At 70.5% G+C, this 16492-nt stretch carries 17 protein-coding genes; all 17 read right to left on the bottom strand.

The features are described 5' to 3' along the window. Positions 1 to 300: 300 nt before the first annotated feature. Complete coding sequence (locus J2S57_RS00220; RefSeq protein ID WP_307236574.1) at positions 301 to 2103, bottom strand: tetratricopeptide repeat-containing diguanylate cyclase; 1803 nt, start codon at positions 2101 to 2103, stop codon at positions 301 to 303. Between the two features lie 197 nt (positions 2104 to 2300). Next, a complete protein-coding gene (nusB, locus tag J2S57_RS00225; RefSeq protein ID WP_307236577.1) occupies positions 2301 to 2711 on the bottom strand; it encodes a transcription antitermination factor NusB in 411 nt (136 codons plus the stop codon). Positions 2712 to 2758: 47 nt separating this feature from the next. After that, entirely contained in the window at positions 2759 to 3319 is a 561-nt protein-coding gene (gene efp / locus J2S57_RS00230; RefSeq protein ID WP_307236580.1) for an elongation factor P, read from the bottom strand. A gap of 94 nt (positions 3320 to 3413) precedes the next feature. Next, on the bottom strand, positions 3414 to 3854 hold the full coding sequence (locus J2S57_RS00235) for a type II 3-dehydroquinate dehydratase (protein ID WP_307236583.1): 441 nt from the start codon (positions 3852 to 3854) through the stop codon (positions 3414 to 3416). A gap of 19 nt (positions 3855 to 3873) precedes the next feature. Further along, positions 3874 to 4005, bottom strand: coding sequence for a hypothetical protein (locus tag J2S57_RS00240; protein WP_307236586.1), 132 nt, complete (start codon positions 4003 to 4005; stop codon positions 3874 to 3876). Between the two features lie 138 nt (positions 4006 to 4143). Continuing rightward, complete coding sequence (locus tag J2S57_RS00245; protein WP_307236589.1) at positions 4144 to 4716, bottom strand: Uma2 family endonuclease; 573 nt, start codon at positions 4714 to 4716, stop codon at positions 4144 to 4146. An 81-nt stretch (positions 4717 to 4797) separates the two neighbouring features. Continuing rightward, positions 4798 to 5937: a hypothetical protein gene (locus J2S57_RS00250; protein ID WP_307236592.1), complete on the bottom strand. Its 1140-nt coding sequence runs from the start codon at positions 5935 to 5937 to the stop codon at positions 4798 to 4800. A 47-nt stretch (positions 5938 to 5984) separates the two neighbouring features. After that, positions 5985 to 7070, bottom strand: a complete 1086-nt coding sequence (gene aroB, locus J2S57_RS00255; RefSeq protein ID WP_307236595.1) for a 3-dehydroquinate synthase — start codon at positions 7068 to 7070, stop codon at positions 5985 to 5987. Further along, positions 7063 to 7587, bottom strand: a complete 525-nt coding sequence (locus tag J2S57_RS00260) for a shikimate kinase (protein WP_307236598.1) — start codon at positions 7585 to 7587, stop codon at positions 7063 to 7065. The genes aroB and J2S57_RS00260 overlap by 8 nt, the downstream gene beginning before the upstream one ends. Continuing rightward, a complete protein-coding gene (aroC, locus tag J2S57_RS00265; protein ID WP_307236601.1) occupies positions 7584 to 8810 on the bottom strand; it encodes a chorismate synthase in 1227 nt (408 codons plus the stop codon). The genes J2S57_RS00260 and aroC overlap by 4 nt, the downstream gene beginning before the upstream one ends. Before the next feature lie 92 nt (positions 8811 to 8902). Beyond that, the gene (locus J2S57_RS00270; RefSeq protein ID WP_307236604.1) at positions 8903 to 9844 is read right to left on the bottom strand and encodes a hypothetical protein; all 942 of its coding nucleotides are present in this window, start codon (positions 9842 to 9844) and stop codon (positions 8903 to 8905) included. Positions 9845 to 9852: 8 nt separating this feature from the next. After that, entirely contained in the window at positions 9853 to 10653 is an 801-nt protein-coding gene (locus tag J2S57_RS00275) for a PilN family protein (protein WP_307236607.1), read from the bottom strand. Further along, positions 10653 to 11702: a type IV pilus assembly protein PilM gene (pilM, locus tag J2S57_RS00280; protein WP_307236610.1), complete on the bottom strand. Its 1050-nt coding sequence runs from the start codon at positions 11700 to 11702 to the stop codon at positions 10653 to 10655. The genes J2S57_RS00275 and pilM overlap by 1 nt, the downstream gene beginning before the upstream one ends. A gap of 192 nt (positions 11703 to 11894) precedes the next feature. Continuing rightward, the gene (locus tag J2S57_RS00285) at positions 11895 to 12698 is read right to left on the bottom strand and encodes a prepilin peptidase (protein ID WP_307236614.1); all 804 of its coding nucleotides are present in this window, start codon (positions 12696 to 12698) and stop codon (positions 11895 to 11897) included. A 34-nt stretch (positions 12699 to 12732) separates the two neighbouring features. Continuing rightward, positions 12733 to 14424 carry a type IV pilus modification PilV family protein gene (locus J2S57_RS00290; protein WP_307236616.1) on the bottom strand — a complete coding sequence of 564 codons (1692 nt, stop codon included), beginning with the start codon at positions 14422 to 14424 and terminating at the stop codon, positions 12733 to 12735. Between the two features lie 11 nt (positions 14425 to 14435). Continuing rightward, the gene (locus J2S57_RS00295) at positions 14436 to 15125 is read right to left on the bottom strand and encodes a PilW family protein (protein WP_307236619.1); all 690 of its coding nucleotides are present in this window, start codon (positions 15123 to 15125) and stop codon (positions 14436 to 14438) included. Further along, positions 15125 to 16417: a prepilin-type N-terminal cleavage/methylation domain-containing protein gene (locus tag J2S57_RS00300; RefSeq protein ID WP_307236621.1), complete on the bottom strand. Its 1293-nt coding sequence runs from the start codon at positions 16415 to 16417 to the stop codon at positions 15125 to 15127. Before J2S57_RS00300 ends, J2S57_RS00295 begins: the two co-directional genes overlap by 1 nt. Positions 16418 to 16492: the final 75 nt, after the last annotated feature.

The following is a 16492-nucleotide window of genomic DNA, read 5'->3' on the forward strand; positions in this document are numbered from 1 at the left end:
CGTTTCACCCAGATCTTCAGCAACACCCGCACTTCAGCAACACCCGCAGGCATCAGTGATGTGGCGGTGCGAGCAGCTCCTCTTGCCTGACCAGGAGCGGCTGGCACCGTCACATCACGCTTTTTGCGGCAGGGTGCTCGCGCTCCGGTGTTCTCGGCTGGGCGGTCCCGTGCTGTCGATGAGGGACGACGTGCGCACCGATGCGGGCCCCTCGCGTTCACGAAGGGGAGACGAGCGCTCCAGACGACCCCCACGTCCACCATTAGCCCCACGAGCCCCACAGGCCCCTTCAGGGGCTTGCTAGGAGGCCTCTTGCCCGGCCCGGCCGGGGTAGGCCTCGCCCACCTCGACCCGGTTACGGCCCGAGCGCTTGGCCCGGTAGAGCTGCTCGTCGGCCTTCTCGATGAGTTCACGCATGTCGTCACCGAACGCGAGCGCGCTCACGCCGATACTGATCGTCACGCGCAGTCCCGGCCGGATCGACGCCCAGTCGTGGTCCTGCACGCTGCGTCGCACCCGCTGGCACACCTCGGCCGCGGCCGGGGCGCTGAGACCGGGCAGCGCGATCAGGAACTCCTCGCCACCGAGCCGTCCGACCAGGTCACCGGCCCGGCACGAGTGCAGCAGCAACCCGGCCACGGCGACCAGGACCTCGTCGCCGACCGGGTGTCCCCAGGTGTCGTTGACGTGCTTGAAGTGGTCGATGTCGAGCACCGCGAGGCTCAGCGGATGACCCGCCGCGTGCGCCAGCCCGAGCAGCTGCGGAAGCTCCGACTCGATGTGGTGACGGTTCGAGAGGCGCGTCAGGGCATCCTCGTTGACCTGCCGGTCGAGATCGGCGGCGAGTTGACCCAGCGCCAGGATCTCGGCCTCGAGCTCCCGGCTGCGGGCCCGGTACAGCTCCGACTCGGTGCGCGCGTCGGCGGCGTCGAGCCGGGCGTGGTCCACCTCGACCAGCTGCACCAGGCGGCGGGCACGGGTGGCGGCGACGGTCGAGCGCAGCTGCCGCTCCAGTGACGCGTACTCCTTGTAACGACGCAGCGCCGGTTCGTACTGCTGGGTCACTTCGAGTGCCCGGGAGAGCTCGGACGTGACCATCATCCGCATCGGCAGCTCGTTGAGGTCGTCGGCCATCCGCAGGGCCACCTCGAGCTCGTGCACGGCCCGCATCGCGTCACCGCGTTCGAGCAGTACGAAGGCCGAGTGGTAGAGCGTGGACAGCTCCATGGCCTGGAACCCGTGCTCGACCGAGATGCGGCGGCTGTCGAGGATCGCGGTCAGCGAGGCCTCGGGGTTGCCGGCGAGGGCGAGGAGCATGCCGTGGTTGTCGAGAGCCAGCGCCTGGCGGTATGGGGTGCCGTGCAGCGGGTGCCGCGACAGCTCGACCGCCATCACGGCATGCGCGAGCCCTTCGTCGAGCACGGCCCTGGCCTCGTGCGGCTCACCGCCGTCGTGCAGGAGCTGACGGTGGAACCCGATCGCGTTGTCGGCGATGTTGTTGACGATGCAGAAGCGGGCGTCGACGTCGAGGCCGGCCGCGAGTTCGAGGGCGCGGAGCTGGAAGTCACGGGCCCGGCGGAAGTCCTGCATCGCGGTGTGCACGACGGCGATGCGGTTGAGGACCCAGAACAGCAGGGGCCGGTCGTTCAGGCGGGCGGCGACCTCGCGGGCGACGGCCAGACTGGAGAGGGCCTCGTCGGCCAGGCCGAGTTCGTTGAGCGCCAGGGCCTGCACGATGAGCAGTTCGCCCAGGCCGTGCTCGTCGCCGAGGTCACGCAGGGCCTGGGCGGCCTGGTCGCAGACCTGGCTGCAGGCCTCGTTGTCGCCGAGACGGGTGAGGTGGCGGGCCAGGAGCACCAGCGCGGACGCCTCGGCCCGGCGGTCGCCGAGCGCCACGGCCAGGTCGGCGGCCTCGCGGGAGACGGTGACGCCGTGCTCGCTGCCGCCGCTGTCGAGGGCGGCGGTGGAGGCGGTGAGGAGCTCGATCAGGTGGATCGAGTCACGCTGCCGGGGCTCGTCGAAGGCGCGGGGCTCGTCGAAGGCGCGGGGCTCGTCGTGAGGGCGAAGGTCGTCGCCGGGGCGCGGTTCGTCGCTCGCGTCCATCGCGACACCTCCGCACCATCGATCCCGACATTGACACCGATCGGCGTCAATAACCGGTCCATCGGCAGCGAAGGGGGTGCACTACAGAGAGATTGATGTCTCTGCGTGCACGCCCGTCACATTGATGCGAGGAGAGCGTCCGGACGGCGTAGCCGACGATGACACTCTGCCACCTGATGGGTACGCCTAGGTACCACTCAGGAAGATGCCTTGACCTCGAGGAGCCGGGCCAGCAGGCCGTTCACGAAGTTGGGCGAGTCGTCGGTGGACAGCGTGCGCGCCAGCTCGACCGCCTCGTCGATCGCGACGGCGTCGGGAACGTCGTCGTTGTAGAGCAGTTCCCACGAGCCCAGCCGCAGCACGGCCCGGTCGACCGCGGGCATCCGCTCGACGGTCCAGCCGTGCGAGTAGGTGGACAGCAGCTCGTCGATGCGCTCGGTCTGGGCGGCGACGCCCTCGACCAGCTCGACGGCGTACGCCGGGAGCACCCGGTTGGGGTCCTTCTCGTCCTTCCGGTCGGCCAGGACCGTCAGCGGGTCGACCCCGCGGACGTCTGCCTCGAAGAGGATGTCGAGAGCCCGCTTCCGGGCCTTGCTCCGTGCTCCCATGCGCTTGTACTGCTCGCTTCCGGCGGTCTTGACGGCGTTGATGACGGTCAGTTGACGCGGCTCAGGTAGTCGCCCGTGCGGGTGTCCACCTTGACCTTGGTGCCGGTCTCGACGAAGAGCGGGACCTGGATCTCGTGGCCGGTCTCGACGGTCGCGGGCTTGGTACCACCGGTGGAGCGGTCGCCCTGCAGGCCCGGCTCGGTGTAGGTGATCGTGAGGACGACCGAGGTCGGCAGCTCGACGTACAGCGGGGTGCCGTCGTGCGTGGCGACGACCGCCATGTCGCTCTCCAGCATGAACTTCGCCGCGTCGCCGACCGTGGCCGCGGAGATGTGCAGCTGGTCGTACGTGTCGTTGTCCATGAAGACGTAGTCTTCGCCGTCCTTGTACAGGTACTGCATGTCGCGCTTGTCGACGTTGGCCGTCTCGACCTTGGTGCCGGCGTTGAACGTCTTGTCGACGACCTTGCCGTTGAGCACGTGCTTCAGCTTGGTGCGCACGAACGCGGGGCCCTTGCCGGGCTTCACGTGCTGGAACTCGACGACGGACCAGAGCTGCCCTTCGAGGTTCAGCACCAGGCCGTTCTTCAGGTCGTTCGTCGATGCCACGTGTGGTTCTCTCTCGTCTGCATGCGGACGCGCGGACCTCTCGTGGGGCCCGGCGCGATGGTCTGAATCCGGTGAAGTCTAGCCGCTGCCTGAATTAGCCGCGTGCAGCTACGGCGCGCAGGGCCAGCAGGTACCCCTCCCGGCCGAAACCGGCGATGGTGCCGGTGGAGACGCCGCCCACCACGCTGGTGTGGCGGAACACCTCACGAGCGGCCGGGTTGGACAGGTGCACCTCGACCAGCGTGAGCCCGGCCTTGGTCACCATCGCGCAGGCGTCGCGGATCGCGTAGGAGTAGTGCGTGAACGCGGCCGGGTTCAGCACCACGTGCGCCCCGGCGTCGACCGCCCCGTGCAGCCAGCCGATCATCTCGGACTCGTCGTCGGTCTGCCGGACCTCCACCTCGAGCCCGAACTCCCGGCCGGCCTCGACGCACGCCGCGCTCAGGTCGGCGAGGGTGTCGCTGCCGTAGACGTCGGGTTCACGGACGCCGAGGCGGCCGAGATTGGGGCCGTTGAGGACGAGGACGGAGGTCATGGACGGAGGTTACCCAGGCTCACTCGTCGTCGGTGAGCGGGAACCGGCTCGTGTCGATGACGACGGGGAACGGGGGCAGCAGAGTGATCGGCTCGCCGTACGCCACGGACAGGTACTGCGGCACCCCACCCCAGGCCGCGCTCCGATGCACCCGGAAGATCTCGTCGAAGGCCGAAACCAGCCTTCGGTTGAGACATTCGACCGTATGACGGTGCCACGGCCCGGCGTTCGACGGACAGCGCGACGGCGAAACCCTCCTCTTCACAGGTGAAATGCATGTGCCCGGCGATCAGCCCACCTCGGGTCGCACGAATGCGCCGGTGTCCAGGACCACGGACAGCGGGGCCGCGAGCTCGATCCGTTCCCCGAACGGCACCCGGACGACGTCCTGGTACACGCCGTCGACCGGGCGGGAGAACAGGCTCACCGTCGGGCCGCCCGGGTCAGACGCGTCGACCAGCAGGTACTGCGGGATGCCGCCCCGGGCGTAGGCGCGCCACTTGCGGTTGCGGTCGTTGACCGCACTGTCGGGTGTGGTGATCTCGACCGCCACGACGAACACGTCCATCGGCACGGACCGGGAGTTCCAGCGGATGCGGCTCTCGTGGGCCACGCACAGGTCGGGGACGTAGATCCCGTCGTCGGGCAGCGAGGCCGGCAGGTCCCAGCCGACGAAGTACTCGTCGTCGGTGATCGCGTCGAAGAACTGCCTGGTCAGCAGCCCACCGATCACGTTGTGCTCGCCGCCGGCGGTGAGCGGCATGAGCAGGATGCCGTCGGTCGCCGCCTGGGCGACCCGCCAGCCGTCGGGCACCTCGAGTTCGTCCCAGGCACGCACCACGTCGGGCCAGATCTGCGTCATCGTCCATCCCCCTTCGACCTCCGTCACGATACCGGAAAATTCCGAAAGGTTCGGCATAATCCCGACTCGGTCACGTCGTCCTCAGACCACGACCTCGCTCCGGCGGCCCTGAGCGACCACGACCGCGAACATCACCAGGCAGGCCGCGGCCGGCAGGTACCAGGTGTTCTGCCAGGTCCAGAACGCCGGGGACAGCTGCACGAACGGCGCCACCATCAGCACCGGCGCGGCCACCGGCCACCGGTCCCGCGCGAAGCCGGCCCCCACCACGAGGAGCACCAGAACGGCGGTCCAGTAGTAGGCCAGGATCAGCGGATCCAGCGCCAGCCGGGCGAGCACCACCGCGAGCGGGCCGAGCCACACCAGCTCGGCCCGGCGGCCCAGGGCCCGGGCCAGGGCGCACCCGGCCAGTCCGGCGAGCAGCCCCTGCAGCACCCGGGCGTACCAGCCCGTCTGCACGTGCTCGGGAAACAGCTGTCCCCACAGGGTTTCCCGCACCACCGGCCAGGTCAGGTCGAACAGCTCGAAGTGACCGGTGGCCACGAAGGGCAGGTACGCGGCGACCGCCGTGGTGACGAACACCGCGACGGCCCGGGCCAGGAACGGGAAACGGCGCTCGGTCAGCAGCAGCCCGGCTGCCAGCACACCCCACGGCTCCCACCCCGCCGCCAGTCCGATGACCAGGGCCGCGGCCGAACTGCGGCCCCGCACCAGAAGACTCGCGGCCCAGATCCAGGCGACGGCGACCCCGGCCTGCGCGAGATGCCCCTCGGCGCACCACCGCACCGGCAGCATCAGCACCAGCGAGGCCGCACCGGCCGCGAACTCCGCGGGGGCTGACGGTTCCAGCGAGTGCACCGCACGCAGGTGCCGGACGAACACCATGACCGCCCCGGTGACGACCGCCCCGGCGACGGCCCGCACGAGCACGTCGGGCGCCCCGTAGGCCAGGCAGCGCATGCTCCCGCCCGCCGACGGATTCATCAACCAGGCCGCCAGCAGTTCGAAAGGCCCGGCCTGCATCCAGGAACTGGCGTAGACCGAGGCGAGGTCGCCGGTCAGGACCGCCCGGCCACCGGCGGCGAACTGCTGCAGGTCCCAGGCCGCCGGGGGCCGGACGACCAGGGCCTCGAACGCGGCGACGAGACACAGGGCCCAACGCAGCCGGACGAGCCGGTCCAGCACGGTCCCCGGGAGGAGGAGAGGATCACCGGTCGCCACCGAGTGAGATTCGGCGACCGTTGATCCGTCCTTGAGGTGACCTCGGTCTACTCGCTGATCAGCCGGTAGGCCTCTTCGAGCAGCGCGGGCTCCGGGCCCTCGAGACGCCCGGGCTGGGCCAGGCCGTCCAGCACCACGAAACGCATGAGGTCGCCGCGGTTCTTCTTGTCGCGGCCCATCGCCGCGATCAGCGCGGGCCAGCGATCGCCCCGGTAGGTGCGCGGCAGGCCCAGGCTCGCGAGCGCCTCGGTGTGCCGGGTGACCAGGTCGGACGGGGTGCGCCCGGCCAGCTCGCCGAGCCGCGCGACGTACATCATCCCGACCGCGACGGCCTCGCCGTGGCGCCAGGTGTAGTGCTCGACCTGCTCCACGCCGTGCGCGAAGGTGTGGCCGTAGTTGAGGAACTCGCGCTCCCCCGACTCCTTCAGGTCGTTGGTGACGACCTTGGCCTTGACCGCGATGGCCCGCTCGACCAGTTCGCGCACCGCGTCCGAGTCCCAGGTGGTGGCGGCCGCCGGGTCACGCTCGATCAGCTCGAGGATGGCCGGGTCGGCGATGAAGCCGCACTTCACCACCTCGGCCAGACCGGCGACCAGGTCGGCGTGCGGCAGGGTGCGCAGCGCGTCGAGGTCACAGATCACGGCGCGGGGCGGGTGGAAGGCGCCGACCAGGTTCTTGCCCTCGGCCGTGTTGATGCCGGTCTTGCCGCCGACCGCGGCGTCGACCATGCCGAGCAGCGTCGTCGGCACCTGCACCACGGCGACGCCGCGCAGCCAGCTGGCCGCGACGAACCCCGCGAGATCGGTGACGGCTCCCCCGCCCAGCCCGACCACCGCGTCCGAACGTGTGAAACCGGCCTGGCCGAGGAGCGCCCAGCACATGGTGAGAGTCTCGGCGGTCTTGGCGTTCTCGCCGTCGGGGACCTCGATCAGCAGGGGACGCAGGCCTGCGTCGGTGAGCTGCTGGTTCACGGTGCGACCGAGGGCGCGCAGGGTGCGCGGGTGCACGATCGCGACCCGGGTGACCTTGTCGCCGAGGGCCTGCGGCAGGCCGGCGAGCACGCCCGGGCCGATCGTCACCTCGTAGCGATCGCTCAGCCCCACGGGAATCTTCGTCGCGATGTCGTCACTCATGGGAAGTCTCCTGCAACCCCAGCGCCGACAGCACCGCCGAGGTGACCTCGTCGGGCTCCAGACCGTCGGTGGGGACGCGGTGGGTCGCGATCTGCGTGTAGATCGGCCGGCGGTGGTCCATCATCATCGTCCACTGCGCCCGGGGGTTACCGAGAAGCAGGGGGCGGTCGCGGTTCAGCCCGACGCGGCGGGCCGCATCGGTGATGCGCACGTCGAGGAAGACCACGACGTGCTCACGCAGGGCCTCCTGGGTGCGCGGGTCGAGCACCGCTCCCCCGCCCAGCGCCAGCACCCCGTCGTGCTCGGACAGCGCCTTCGTCACCGCGGCGTGCTCGAGCTCGCGGAAGTGCGGCTCACCGTCGTCGACGAAGATGTCGGCGATCGCCCGGCCGGTGGCGCTGACGATGTCCTCGTCGGTGTCCCGGACTCGTACCCCGAGCTTCTCGGAGAGCGCGTGGGCGATCGTGGTCTTCCCCGCCCCGGGCGGGCCGATGAGGACGGCGACCGGACGCGTCACCGGATCTCCGACTTCTGCAGCTCGGGGATCGACTCCAGGTAGCTGCGGATGTTGCGCGCGGTCTCGGGAACGCTGTCGCCGCCGAACTTCTCGACCAGCGCCTCGGCCAGCACCAGCGCCACCATGGCCTCGGCCACCACACCGGCGGCGGGCACGGCGCACACGTCGGAGCGCTGGTGGATGGCGACGGCCTTCTCACCGGTGGCCACGTCGACCGTGTCGAGGGCGCGGGGCACCGTGGAGATCGGCTTCATCGCGGCCCGGACCTTGAGGATCTCGCCCGTGCTCATGCCGCCCTCGACACCGCCGGCGCGGTCGGTGCGGCGGCGCAGCAGGCCGTCGTCACCGCGCTCGATCTCGTCGTGGGCCACCGAGCCGCGGCGGGCGGCGGTACGGAAACCGTCGCCGACCTCGACGCCCTTGATCGCCTGGATGCCCATGAGCGCGCCGGCCAGCCGGGAGTCGAGGCGGCGGTCCCAGTGCACGTGGCTGCCCAGGCCCGGCGGGACGCCGTAGGCGAGGACCTCGACGACGCCGCCGAGGGTGTCGCCGGCCTTGTGGCAGTCGTCGATCTCGGCGACCATCGCGGCGCTGGTGGGCGCGTGGAAGCTGCGCACCGGGTCGGCGTCGAGGGCGGCGACGTCGTCCGGGCCGGGCAGCTCGGCGTCGTCGGGGGTGCCGACCGGGCCGATGCCCACGGTGTGGCTGACCAGCCGGATGCCGGCGGCCTGCTCGAGGAAGCTCGCGGCCACCTGGCCGAGCGCGACCCGGGCGGCGGTCTCCCGGGCGGAGGCGCGCTCGAGCACCGGCCGGGCGTCGGCGAAGCCGTACTTCTGCATGCCGACCAGGTCGGCGTGGCCCGGGCGGGGCCGGGTCAGCGGGGCGCTGCGGCCCTGGCCGTCGAGGGGCTTGTCGTTCGGGTCGTCACTGACCTGCTCGGCGAGCGGGTCGGCCGACATCACGCTTTCCCACTTGGGCCACTCGGTGTTGCCGATCTGCACCGCGAACGGCCCGCCCTGGCTGACCCCGTGCCGCAGGCCGCCGGTCACCCGGACCTCGTCCTGCTCGAACTTCATCCGGGCGCCGCGGCCGTAGCCCAGCCGGCGCCGGGCCAGGGCGGCCTGGATCTCGGGGGTGGTGATCTGGACACCGGCCGGCAGTCCCTCGAGGACGCCGATCAGCAGGGGGCCATGGGACTCGCCCGCAGTGAGCCAACGAAGCATGGGGTGATCCTGCCACGACGGGGCGTGCGAGCCGGAAACGGGCGAGCCCGCGGACCGGGTGGATCCGCGGGCCCGGGCCGTTCCGCCCGGGCTCAGTTGCCTGCGCTCGGCGTGGGGGTCGCCGTGGTGGTGCCGCGCGCCGCTGCCTCGGCCGCCTGCTTCTGGATGTCCTCCAGGGTGGAGGTCCCGTCCAGGAGCACGTAGATGCTGCCGGTGATGTCGAGCGTGGTCGTGGTCGTGGTGACCTCGGGATCCGGTGTGGCCGTGGCGGTCGCCGCCGGGTCGGTCACCGTACCCGTACCCGTACCCGGTGCTGCCGTGCTCACGCCCGGCGCCGGGGTGGCCGTCGTTCCCTCGTCGCCCTTGGACGTCGCAGCCGGTGTCGCCGTACTGGTGTCGCCGTCGGCGGCCGAGAGGCTGCCCTCGTCGAGCGAGGCCTGGCTGATCGCCGCGGCGCCCTGGGCGGACGTGCCCTCCACCGACGCCGTCCCCGAGCTGGTCGAGGTCGTCACGGCGACGTTCAGCGCGCTGATCACGTAGGTGCGGGCGATCTTGGTCTGCAGGTACTTCAGGAAGATCGTGCTCTCGGCGGCGTCGCCACTCACGTTCAGGGCCATCGGCACCGACACCAGCGACCCGGCCTGGGCGGCACCGTCCGTCGAGGGGGTCGCAGCGGCCCCGGTGGTCACCACCACCGGCGACCCGGGGGCGATGGACGAGAGCTCGACGCCGCTCTCGGCCGCGATCTGCTGCAGCGCGCGCACGAAGTCGGGGATGCCCGCGTCCGGCGTGAGCTGCTTCGCGATCTGTTCGAGTTTGGCCTTCTGAGCGGGTAGGTCGGAGGCCTGGCTCTTCAGCTTGGCGACCTGGATCTGCAGCTGCGAGGCCTGGCTGTCGGACGCGACGGCGGCGTCGCGCAGATCGGTCTCCTGCCCGCGCCGGGGGTCGATGAGCAGGAACCAGGCGGCCACCAGCAGGACCAGGCAGAGCGCGACGGTACCGAGCGACCAGCGCGCGGTGCGGTTGGCGAGCATGGGAGTCCTTACTGGGCGGCCGGCGCGGAACCGGAGTCGGTGGTGGAACCGGAGTCGGTGGTGGAACCCGAGTCGGTGGTCGAACCCGACGATGAGCTCGATGTGTCCGTGGTGGTGTCCTGGAAGCGCCCGGAGAAGATCTCGCTGTCCAGCACGGCCGAGGTCGAGAACGTCACCGCGGTGCCCTCGGTCTCGTCGGTCGCCTGGGTGGCATTGTCCAGGCGGGGCGCCTCCAGGCCGCTGATCTTGCCGACGGCCTCCAGCCAGGCCGAGACCTGGGCGTACTCGCCACCGGTGCCGGTGAACTTCACCTCACCGACCCCGCTCGGGGTGAGCACGTCGCTGCCGGTCGTGGTGGCGGCGTCGGACGCGGCGCTGAGACTGAAGGTCATGGTCGAGATGTCGACGCCCTCGGGCTGGGCCCGGCGGATCAGGGTGATGTAGCGGTACCAGCGCACGTCGGTGGAGTAGATGGTGGTGCGGGCGGAGTCGGCCGCCTCGATCTGCGCGGTGATGCGCGGGATGGCCGCGTACTCGGCCTGCTGCGCCTGCAACTGCCGTACCCGCCCGGCCGCCGCGTCCGCCTCGGCCTGCGCGTTGTCCACACCGTTCTGCGCCCACACGGTGCCGACCCCGATCGCCCCGACCACGACCACGACCGCCCCGGCCAGCACCACCTGGGTACGCCGGAACGACCGCTTCTCGAGGATCTCGACGGGCAGCAGGTTGACCTTCGGAACCGGCGCCCAGGTGACGGGTTTCGGCCCGGTGGGCACGGCCTGCATGACCTGCGTGGTCTGTTCGCTCATCAGATCGCCCCCAGCGCCAGGCCGACCGGGACGGCCGCGAGCGGCTTGATGAACTCGATCTGCTCGGCGTCCAGCCCGGTGCGCCCGAGCTTCAGCGGCCACAGCGGGTCGCCCAGCACGACCGGCAGACGGGTGCCCGCGGCGAGCCGGTCGGCGAGCCCGTTGAGACGGGAACCGCCGCCGGAGATCACGATCCGCTCCACCGGCTGCCCCGGCGACGAGGCGCCGTAGTAGTCGAGGGAGCCCCGGATCTCGTCCACGAAGTCCTGCGCGGTGGTGGCGACGGTGCGCGAGACCATCTCCATCTGCTCGCCGTGCGCGAAGCGGGCGAAGTTCTGCTTGAGTCCCTCGGCGCGGTCCATCGGCACGCCCAGCTGCTCGGAGACCGCGTCGGTGACGTCCTGGCCCCCCATCAGCAGGATGCGGACGAAACGCGGCACGCCGGCGGAGTGCACGACGATGTTGGTGACGCGGGCGCCGACGTCGATGAGGGCCTCGGTGCCGACGGTGAGGTCGGTCTGGCGGCCCATCGAGCGCAGCACCGCGAACGAGGTCAGGTCGACGCTCTCGACGCGCAGGCCCGCCTTCTCGGCGCACTGCACGTTGCGCAGCACGGTGTCCCGCTGGGCGGCGACGAGCAGACCCCGCAGCTGGCGCGCGCCCTCGTCGCTCGTGACCTCCTCGAGCGGGTAGAAGTCGAGCACCGAGTCCTCGACCGAGATCGGGAGGAAGTCGGCGACGTGGAAGGCGAGGCTCTTGCGCAGTTCCGCCTGTTCCATCCAGGGCAGGTCCAGCTGACGCACGATGACGCGCTGGTTCGCGACCCCGAGCACCACCTTCTTGGAGCCGAAACGGGTTGCGGACCACAGGGTCTTGATCGCCGCGGTGACCGCCTCGGCGTCCACCACCTCGCCGTCGCGGACCGCACCGTCCGGCAGGACGACCTGTCCGAAGCGGTCGAGCGTGACGCCGTCGCGTCCGAACGACAGCTCCACGGCGCGGACGACCGAGGTCCCGATGTCCAGTCCGATGGCCGTGCGTCGTGCCATGCCTGCGAGTCCCTTCCGATGGGGGCGGTACTGCTCCTGTGGTGCTCGAAGACGCTTCCGTTGCGTCGATCGCCCAAAAGCGTGATCGGGAAGGGTGAGGCCGAGCTTGAGTCTCAGCGGGCAGTAACCGTGCGGCTCACCTTTGGGTGGCGGCCAATGGTGGACGCGTCGGCCCGGCGCCGGTTCGCGGGCTCAGCGGAGCCCGTTGAGGCGGAGGTACCAGTCCACCAGCCCGGCCCCCCAGATCAGCCCGAGCCAGGCGCCGACCAGCATGAACGGCCCGAACGGGATCATGCTCTTGCGGGTGGCGCCGGCGAACGCGATGGCCCCCAGGCCCACGACGGCCCCGATCACGAAGGCCGCGAACCCGCCGACCACGGCCTCCTCCCAGCCGTAGAAGCCGAGGTAGAGCCCGAGCACCCCGCCGAGTTTCACGTCCCCGAAACCCATCCCGCTGGGGTAGATGAACATCAGCACGAAATAGAAGGCGTAGAGCGCGATCCCGCCGACCGCGGCGCTCAGCAGCCGACCCGGCTCACCGTCGGCGAGGGCGGCCAGGGTCAGCAGCACCGCCGCGACCGGGTACGACGGCAGCACGATCGCGTTCGGAAGCCGGTGCACGTCGTAGTCGATGACGGCCAGGGCGATGCTGATGGCGGCCAGGAACAGCAGCGCGGGAAGGTCCCACGACCAGCCCGCCCAGGCCGCGACCGCCCCGAACACCACCGCGGTGAACGCCTCGATCACCGGGTAACGGGCACTGATCCGCTCGTCGCAGCACCGCGAGCGCCCGCGCAGCACCAGCCAGGAGAACACCGGCACGTTGTCGAACCCGCTGATCGGCCGGTCACAGGTCGGGCACGCGCTGCGCGGCGTCACCACCGAACGCCCCTGCGGCACGCGGATGATCACCACGTTGAGGAAAGAGCCGATGAGCAGCCCGAAACCGGCGACGACGGCGACGAGCACGGGCAGCGGGAGCAGATCGGTTGTCACCCTGTGACGGTACCGTTGCTTTCGGTGGTGCGGATCATCCGTCGGTCAGACCGCTGATCTTGTAGGGCGAATTGCCGGCGTTCAGGAAGTAGGGCGGCTGGATGTTGGCGAGCCGGCCGTCGTACGTGTACTTCTTGGCGTAGCCCGAGGCGACTCCACCCGACGAGTTGCTGGTACCGACCGGCCCCCGGAACTTCTGGGCGATGGCCCCGTAGACGTTGAGGTCGCCGAGCGAGGAGCCCGCGTTCCAGTTCTGCACCACGAAACTGTGTCCCAGGGCGAGGATCGCGGCCTGGATCGTGGTCACGTTGGCGCTGCTGTTGAGGTTGACCGGCAGCTGGTTCGTGCCGCCCGACTTGGCCGGGTGGTAGACCCAGACGCAGTTGCCTGCGATGAGCCCGACCAGGGTCGCGCCGTTGGTGGCGCTGACCTTCAGGTCGCCCGTCACCACCACGTCGTCGTACCCGGCGACGGTGACCGGGACGCTGGTGGTGCCCTGGACGAAGACCGTGCCACGTCCGCAGGCGTAGTTGGTGGTCTGATAGCTGTACGCGGTGCCGCCCTTGGTGACGGTGGCCTGCCAGGACGCGTCGTCGACTCCGGTCTGCGTGGGCGTGAGCTCGCCGGTGGCCGGGTAGCCGACCTGGGCGCAGGTCGACGCCGTGTTGCCGACGTAGATCACGGGCGGCACCGCCACGGTCTGCTCACTGCCCCGGGCCGACGCCGCGGTGTTGTAGCAACGGGCGGGCACGCCGGACGAGGAGGTGGCAGGACTCAGCACTCGCATGGTGCTGCCCTGCAGGATGATCCGGGTGGCCCCGGTGTAGTAGCACCCCTTGCCCACCTGCCCGTCGACGTCGATGTTCGGCGGTACGTGGTTGAGCAGCTCGTTGTTGCTCTCGGGCAACGCGATGGTGTCCACGTACTTGGGCGGGTACCCGGTCAGTGGCGGATTCTGCTTGCCCCACCAGGTCGGGGCGCCGTCGGCCGCGCCCTTCGTGTCCGGCCAGCTGGTCTCGGTCTTCGGGTTGGTGAAGTTGACGGATCCGTTGATCTGGAGGGCGTCGTTGGAGTGCAGGGGCCCGTTGACGGTGTCGTTGGCCCCCCACTGGATCTCGCTGCACTTACCGGATCGGGCCGGCTGGGTACCCAGCGCGTAGTAGTAGGCGGCGCAGGTGCTGGGGCCGTTGACCAGGGCCGGATCGATCACCTCGTAGTCGGTGAGGTAGACGTAGTCGAGGAGCCCGCTGCGTTTGAGCTCGACCGTCATCGTGCGGCTCACCGTGCCGGTGCCACCCGCGGGGCCGCTCATTCCGGTGACCCGCAACCGGATGACGCCGCTGGAGCTGACGTCCGAAACGCTGCTGAGCAACGAGTAGCTGTAGCGCGCGGACGTCGACGAGGCCCCGCCGGTGCCCTGGATCGTCCGGCCGGCGCTGGTGAACGCGGCATTGGTCGAGTCGTTGTTGCCCTTCTGCCAGTAACTGCTGTCCCCCGCCAGACGGGACAGGTACTCGTCGATACCGGCCAGGGCCGCCTGCTGGGCCGACTTGGCGTCCTGGCCGCGCCGGGCCGGGCCCAGGTTGTTCAGGGTGTAGGCGAGGGCCACCAGCAGGAACGTGCTCAGGATCGCGATCGCCATCACCACCGAGACCAGGGCGAAACCCCGCTCCGTACCGGTCTTCTTGTCCCGGCCGGAAGCCCACCGGTCCTGTCCCCCGTACATCCGGCGTCCCCTCAGCTCGCGATGTTGCTCATGGTCACGCGGTCGCTCATGACTACGTCCTTCGTCTGGGGCCGGCTGACGTCCTGGATCGTCACCGTCATCTCGATGCTCTGGATCAGCGGCAGGTTCGAGGAGGTGACGTCGGTCGTGCCGGTGGTGTACTCGGTGGCCTTGGGCGCGCCGGAACTGAAGTAGCGGAAGGCCGGCGGCTGGGTGGTGCGGGCCAGACAGGTGGTGGTCCCGGTGCCGTCCCAGGCCGGGGCGCCACTGGCGTCCAGCTGCATCGGCACCAGGGTCTGGGTGATGCACGAGTTCTGGTAATCGAACTTCACCAGCATCGGGTCCGGTGCCGCGGTCGGGGTTGCGGCCCCGGTGGAGGAGTTGCGGTAGAGCAGCGCGTAGAAGGCGACCCGCTGCGAGTTGACCATCGCGAACCGGGTGTCGAAGGCGGACTGCCGGGTGGCCGGCTTGACCGCGACCCGCAGTGCCCGGGTCATGGCCTCCAGCGCGATCCGGGCGTCCGCCGTCCCCGTCGTCTTCACGTTGACGGTCGTGACCCCGCGCAGCACACCGAAGAAGACCACCGCGATGGCCGTCATCAGGACGCTGGCGGTCGCGATGCTGACCAGCAACTCCACCAGAGTCATTCCGGTGTCCCGCTTTTCCCGGCCGGCCCGCCAGTGCCGGAGTGCCCGCGTCATCAGACCACCGCCCCGACGACCACGCTCTGCACCGGGCTGCCGCTGCTCACGGTCGCGGAGGAGGAGACCGTGACGCCGGTGGCCGTGAGGACGTAGCTGCCGTAGGGCACCAGCACGGTGGTCCCGGCGGCCGGGACGTTGACGGTGTACGAGTCCCCGGCCGGGCAGCTGCTCGAGGGAGTGATGGTCACCAGGCGGCTCGACGAGCCGAGAAGGCCCTTGACCTGAATCGTCAGCGCTCCCATCGGGATGCTGACCGCACCGCCGCTCGCCGCCGCGTCCTGGATGTTGACCTGCCCCTGCGACGGCCCGGCCGGCGTGCACGACCCGGCCTTGACCGTGTACGTCCCGGGGTACAGCGCCTGGATCTGGGGCGGTGTCGTGGTGGTGAGGCACATCGAGGTGCTCGACGAGGCGCAGGTGGCGGAGACCGTCGTCTCGGTCAGGCCGCTGCGGCTGATGCGCAGCGGGATACCGCTGGCGAGAGCCGTCACCCCGCTCATGGGGGACGCGTAGGTGTAGGTCAGGGAACGGGCGGTGTCGTAGGGCAGATCGACCTTCGAGAGGGTGCCGACCGCGGCCCCGTTGCCGGTGCTGGACTGAGTCGCGGTGACGTTCACCGTGCGGCTCGGCGCGCTCTGGGTGTTGGCGGTCCCGACGTACCCGGCCTGGTTGGCCGTCGCCGAGTAGGCGCCGTCCGCGAGCCCGGTGAACACGGCGCAGCCGTCGTCACCGGTGGTCTGGGTGGTCGTGCCGCCGTTGAGGGCCACGGTCACCCCGGCCACCGGCTTGCCGTTCGCGTCGCTCAGCTGCACGGCCAGCGAGTTCTTGGTCGAGTCGATGGCGCCCGGGCCGATCGCCCGCAGCAGGTCCCCGGTGACCGGCTGCACCAGCCCCATGTCCGGCCAGGTCACCGCCACCCGGACGAGTTTGTAGGCCAGGCGCGCACTTCCGGCTGCGGTGGTGCAGGCACTCGAGGTGGCGTCGGAGGTCAGGACGCTGACGTTGGTCGTGACCTTGTACTCGATGCCGTTGACCTTCGGGAGATCGATGTTCCGGCCGTTGGTCAGGTCCAGGGCCGCCTGGGCGCGAGCGGCCTCCAGGTACTGGTCGACGAGGCCGGCGGCGGTGCTGCGGCGCAGGTTTCCGCTCGCGACCTGATCGGTCCGGATGAGAAGGCCGAGCACCGCGGTGACGCCGATCGAGAAGATCGCCATCGCGATCACCACTTCGAGCAGCGACATACCGGCGTCGTCCGGCCCTCGCCGGCGCCGCCCCGTCGTCACCCCCATCGGTCCTCCCCCGGACCACGCGTCTCCTCCCCCGGGAGACGTGGTGGTCGTGAAGGTGATCGGGCCCGGCCCGGC

Origin of the sequence: Kineosporia succinea (assembly GCF_030811555.1) — a bacterium.
Lineage (GTDB): Bacteria > Actinomycetota > Actinomycetes > Actinomycetales > Kineosporiaceae > Kineosporia > Kineosporia succinea.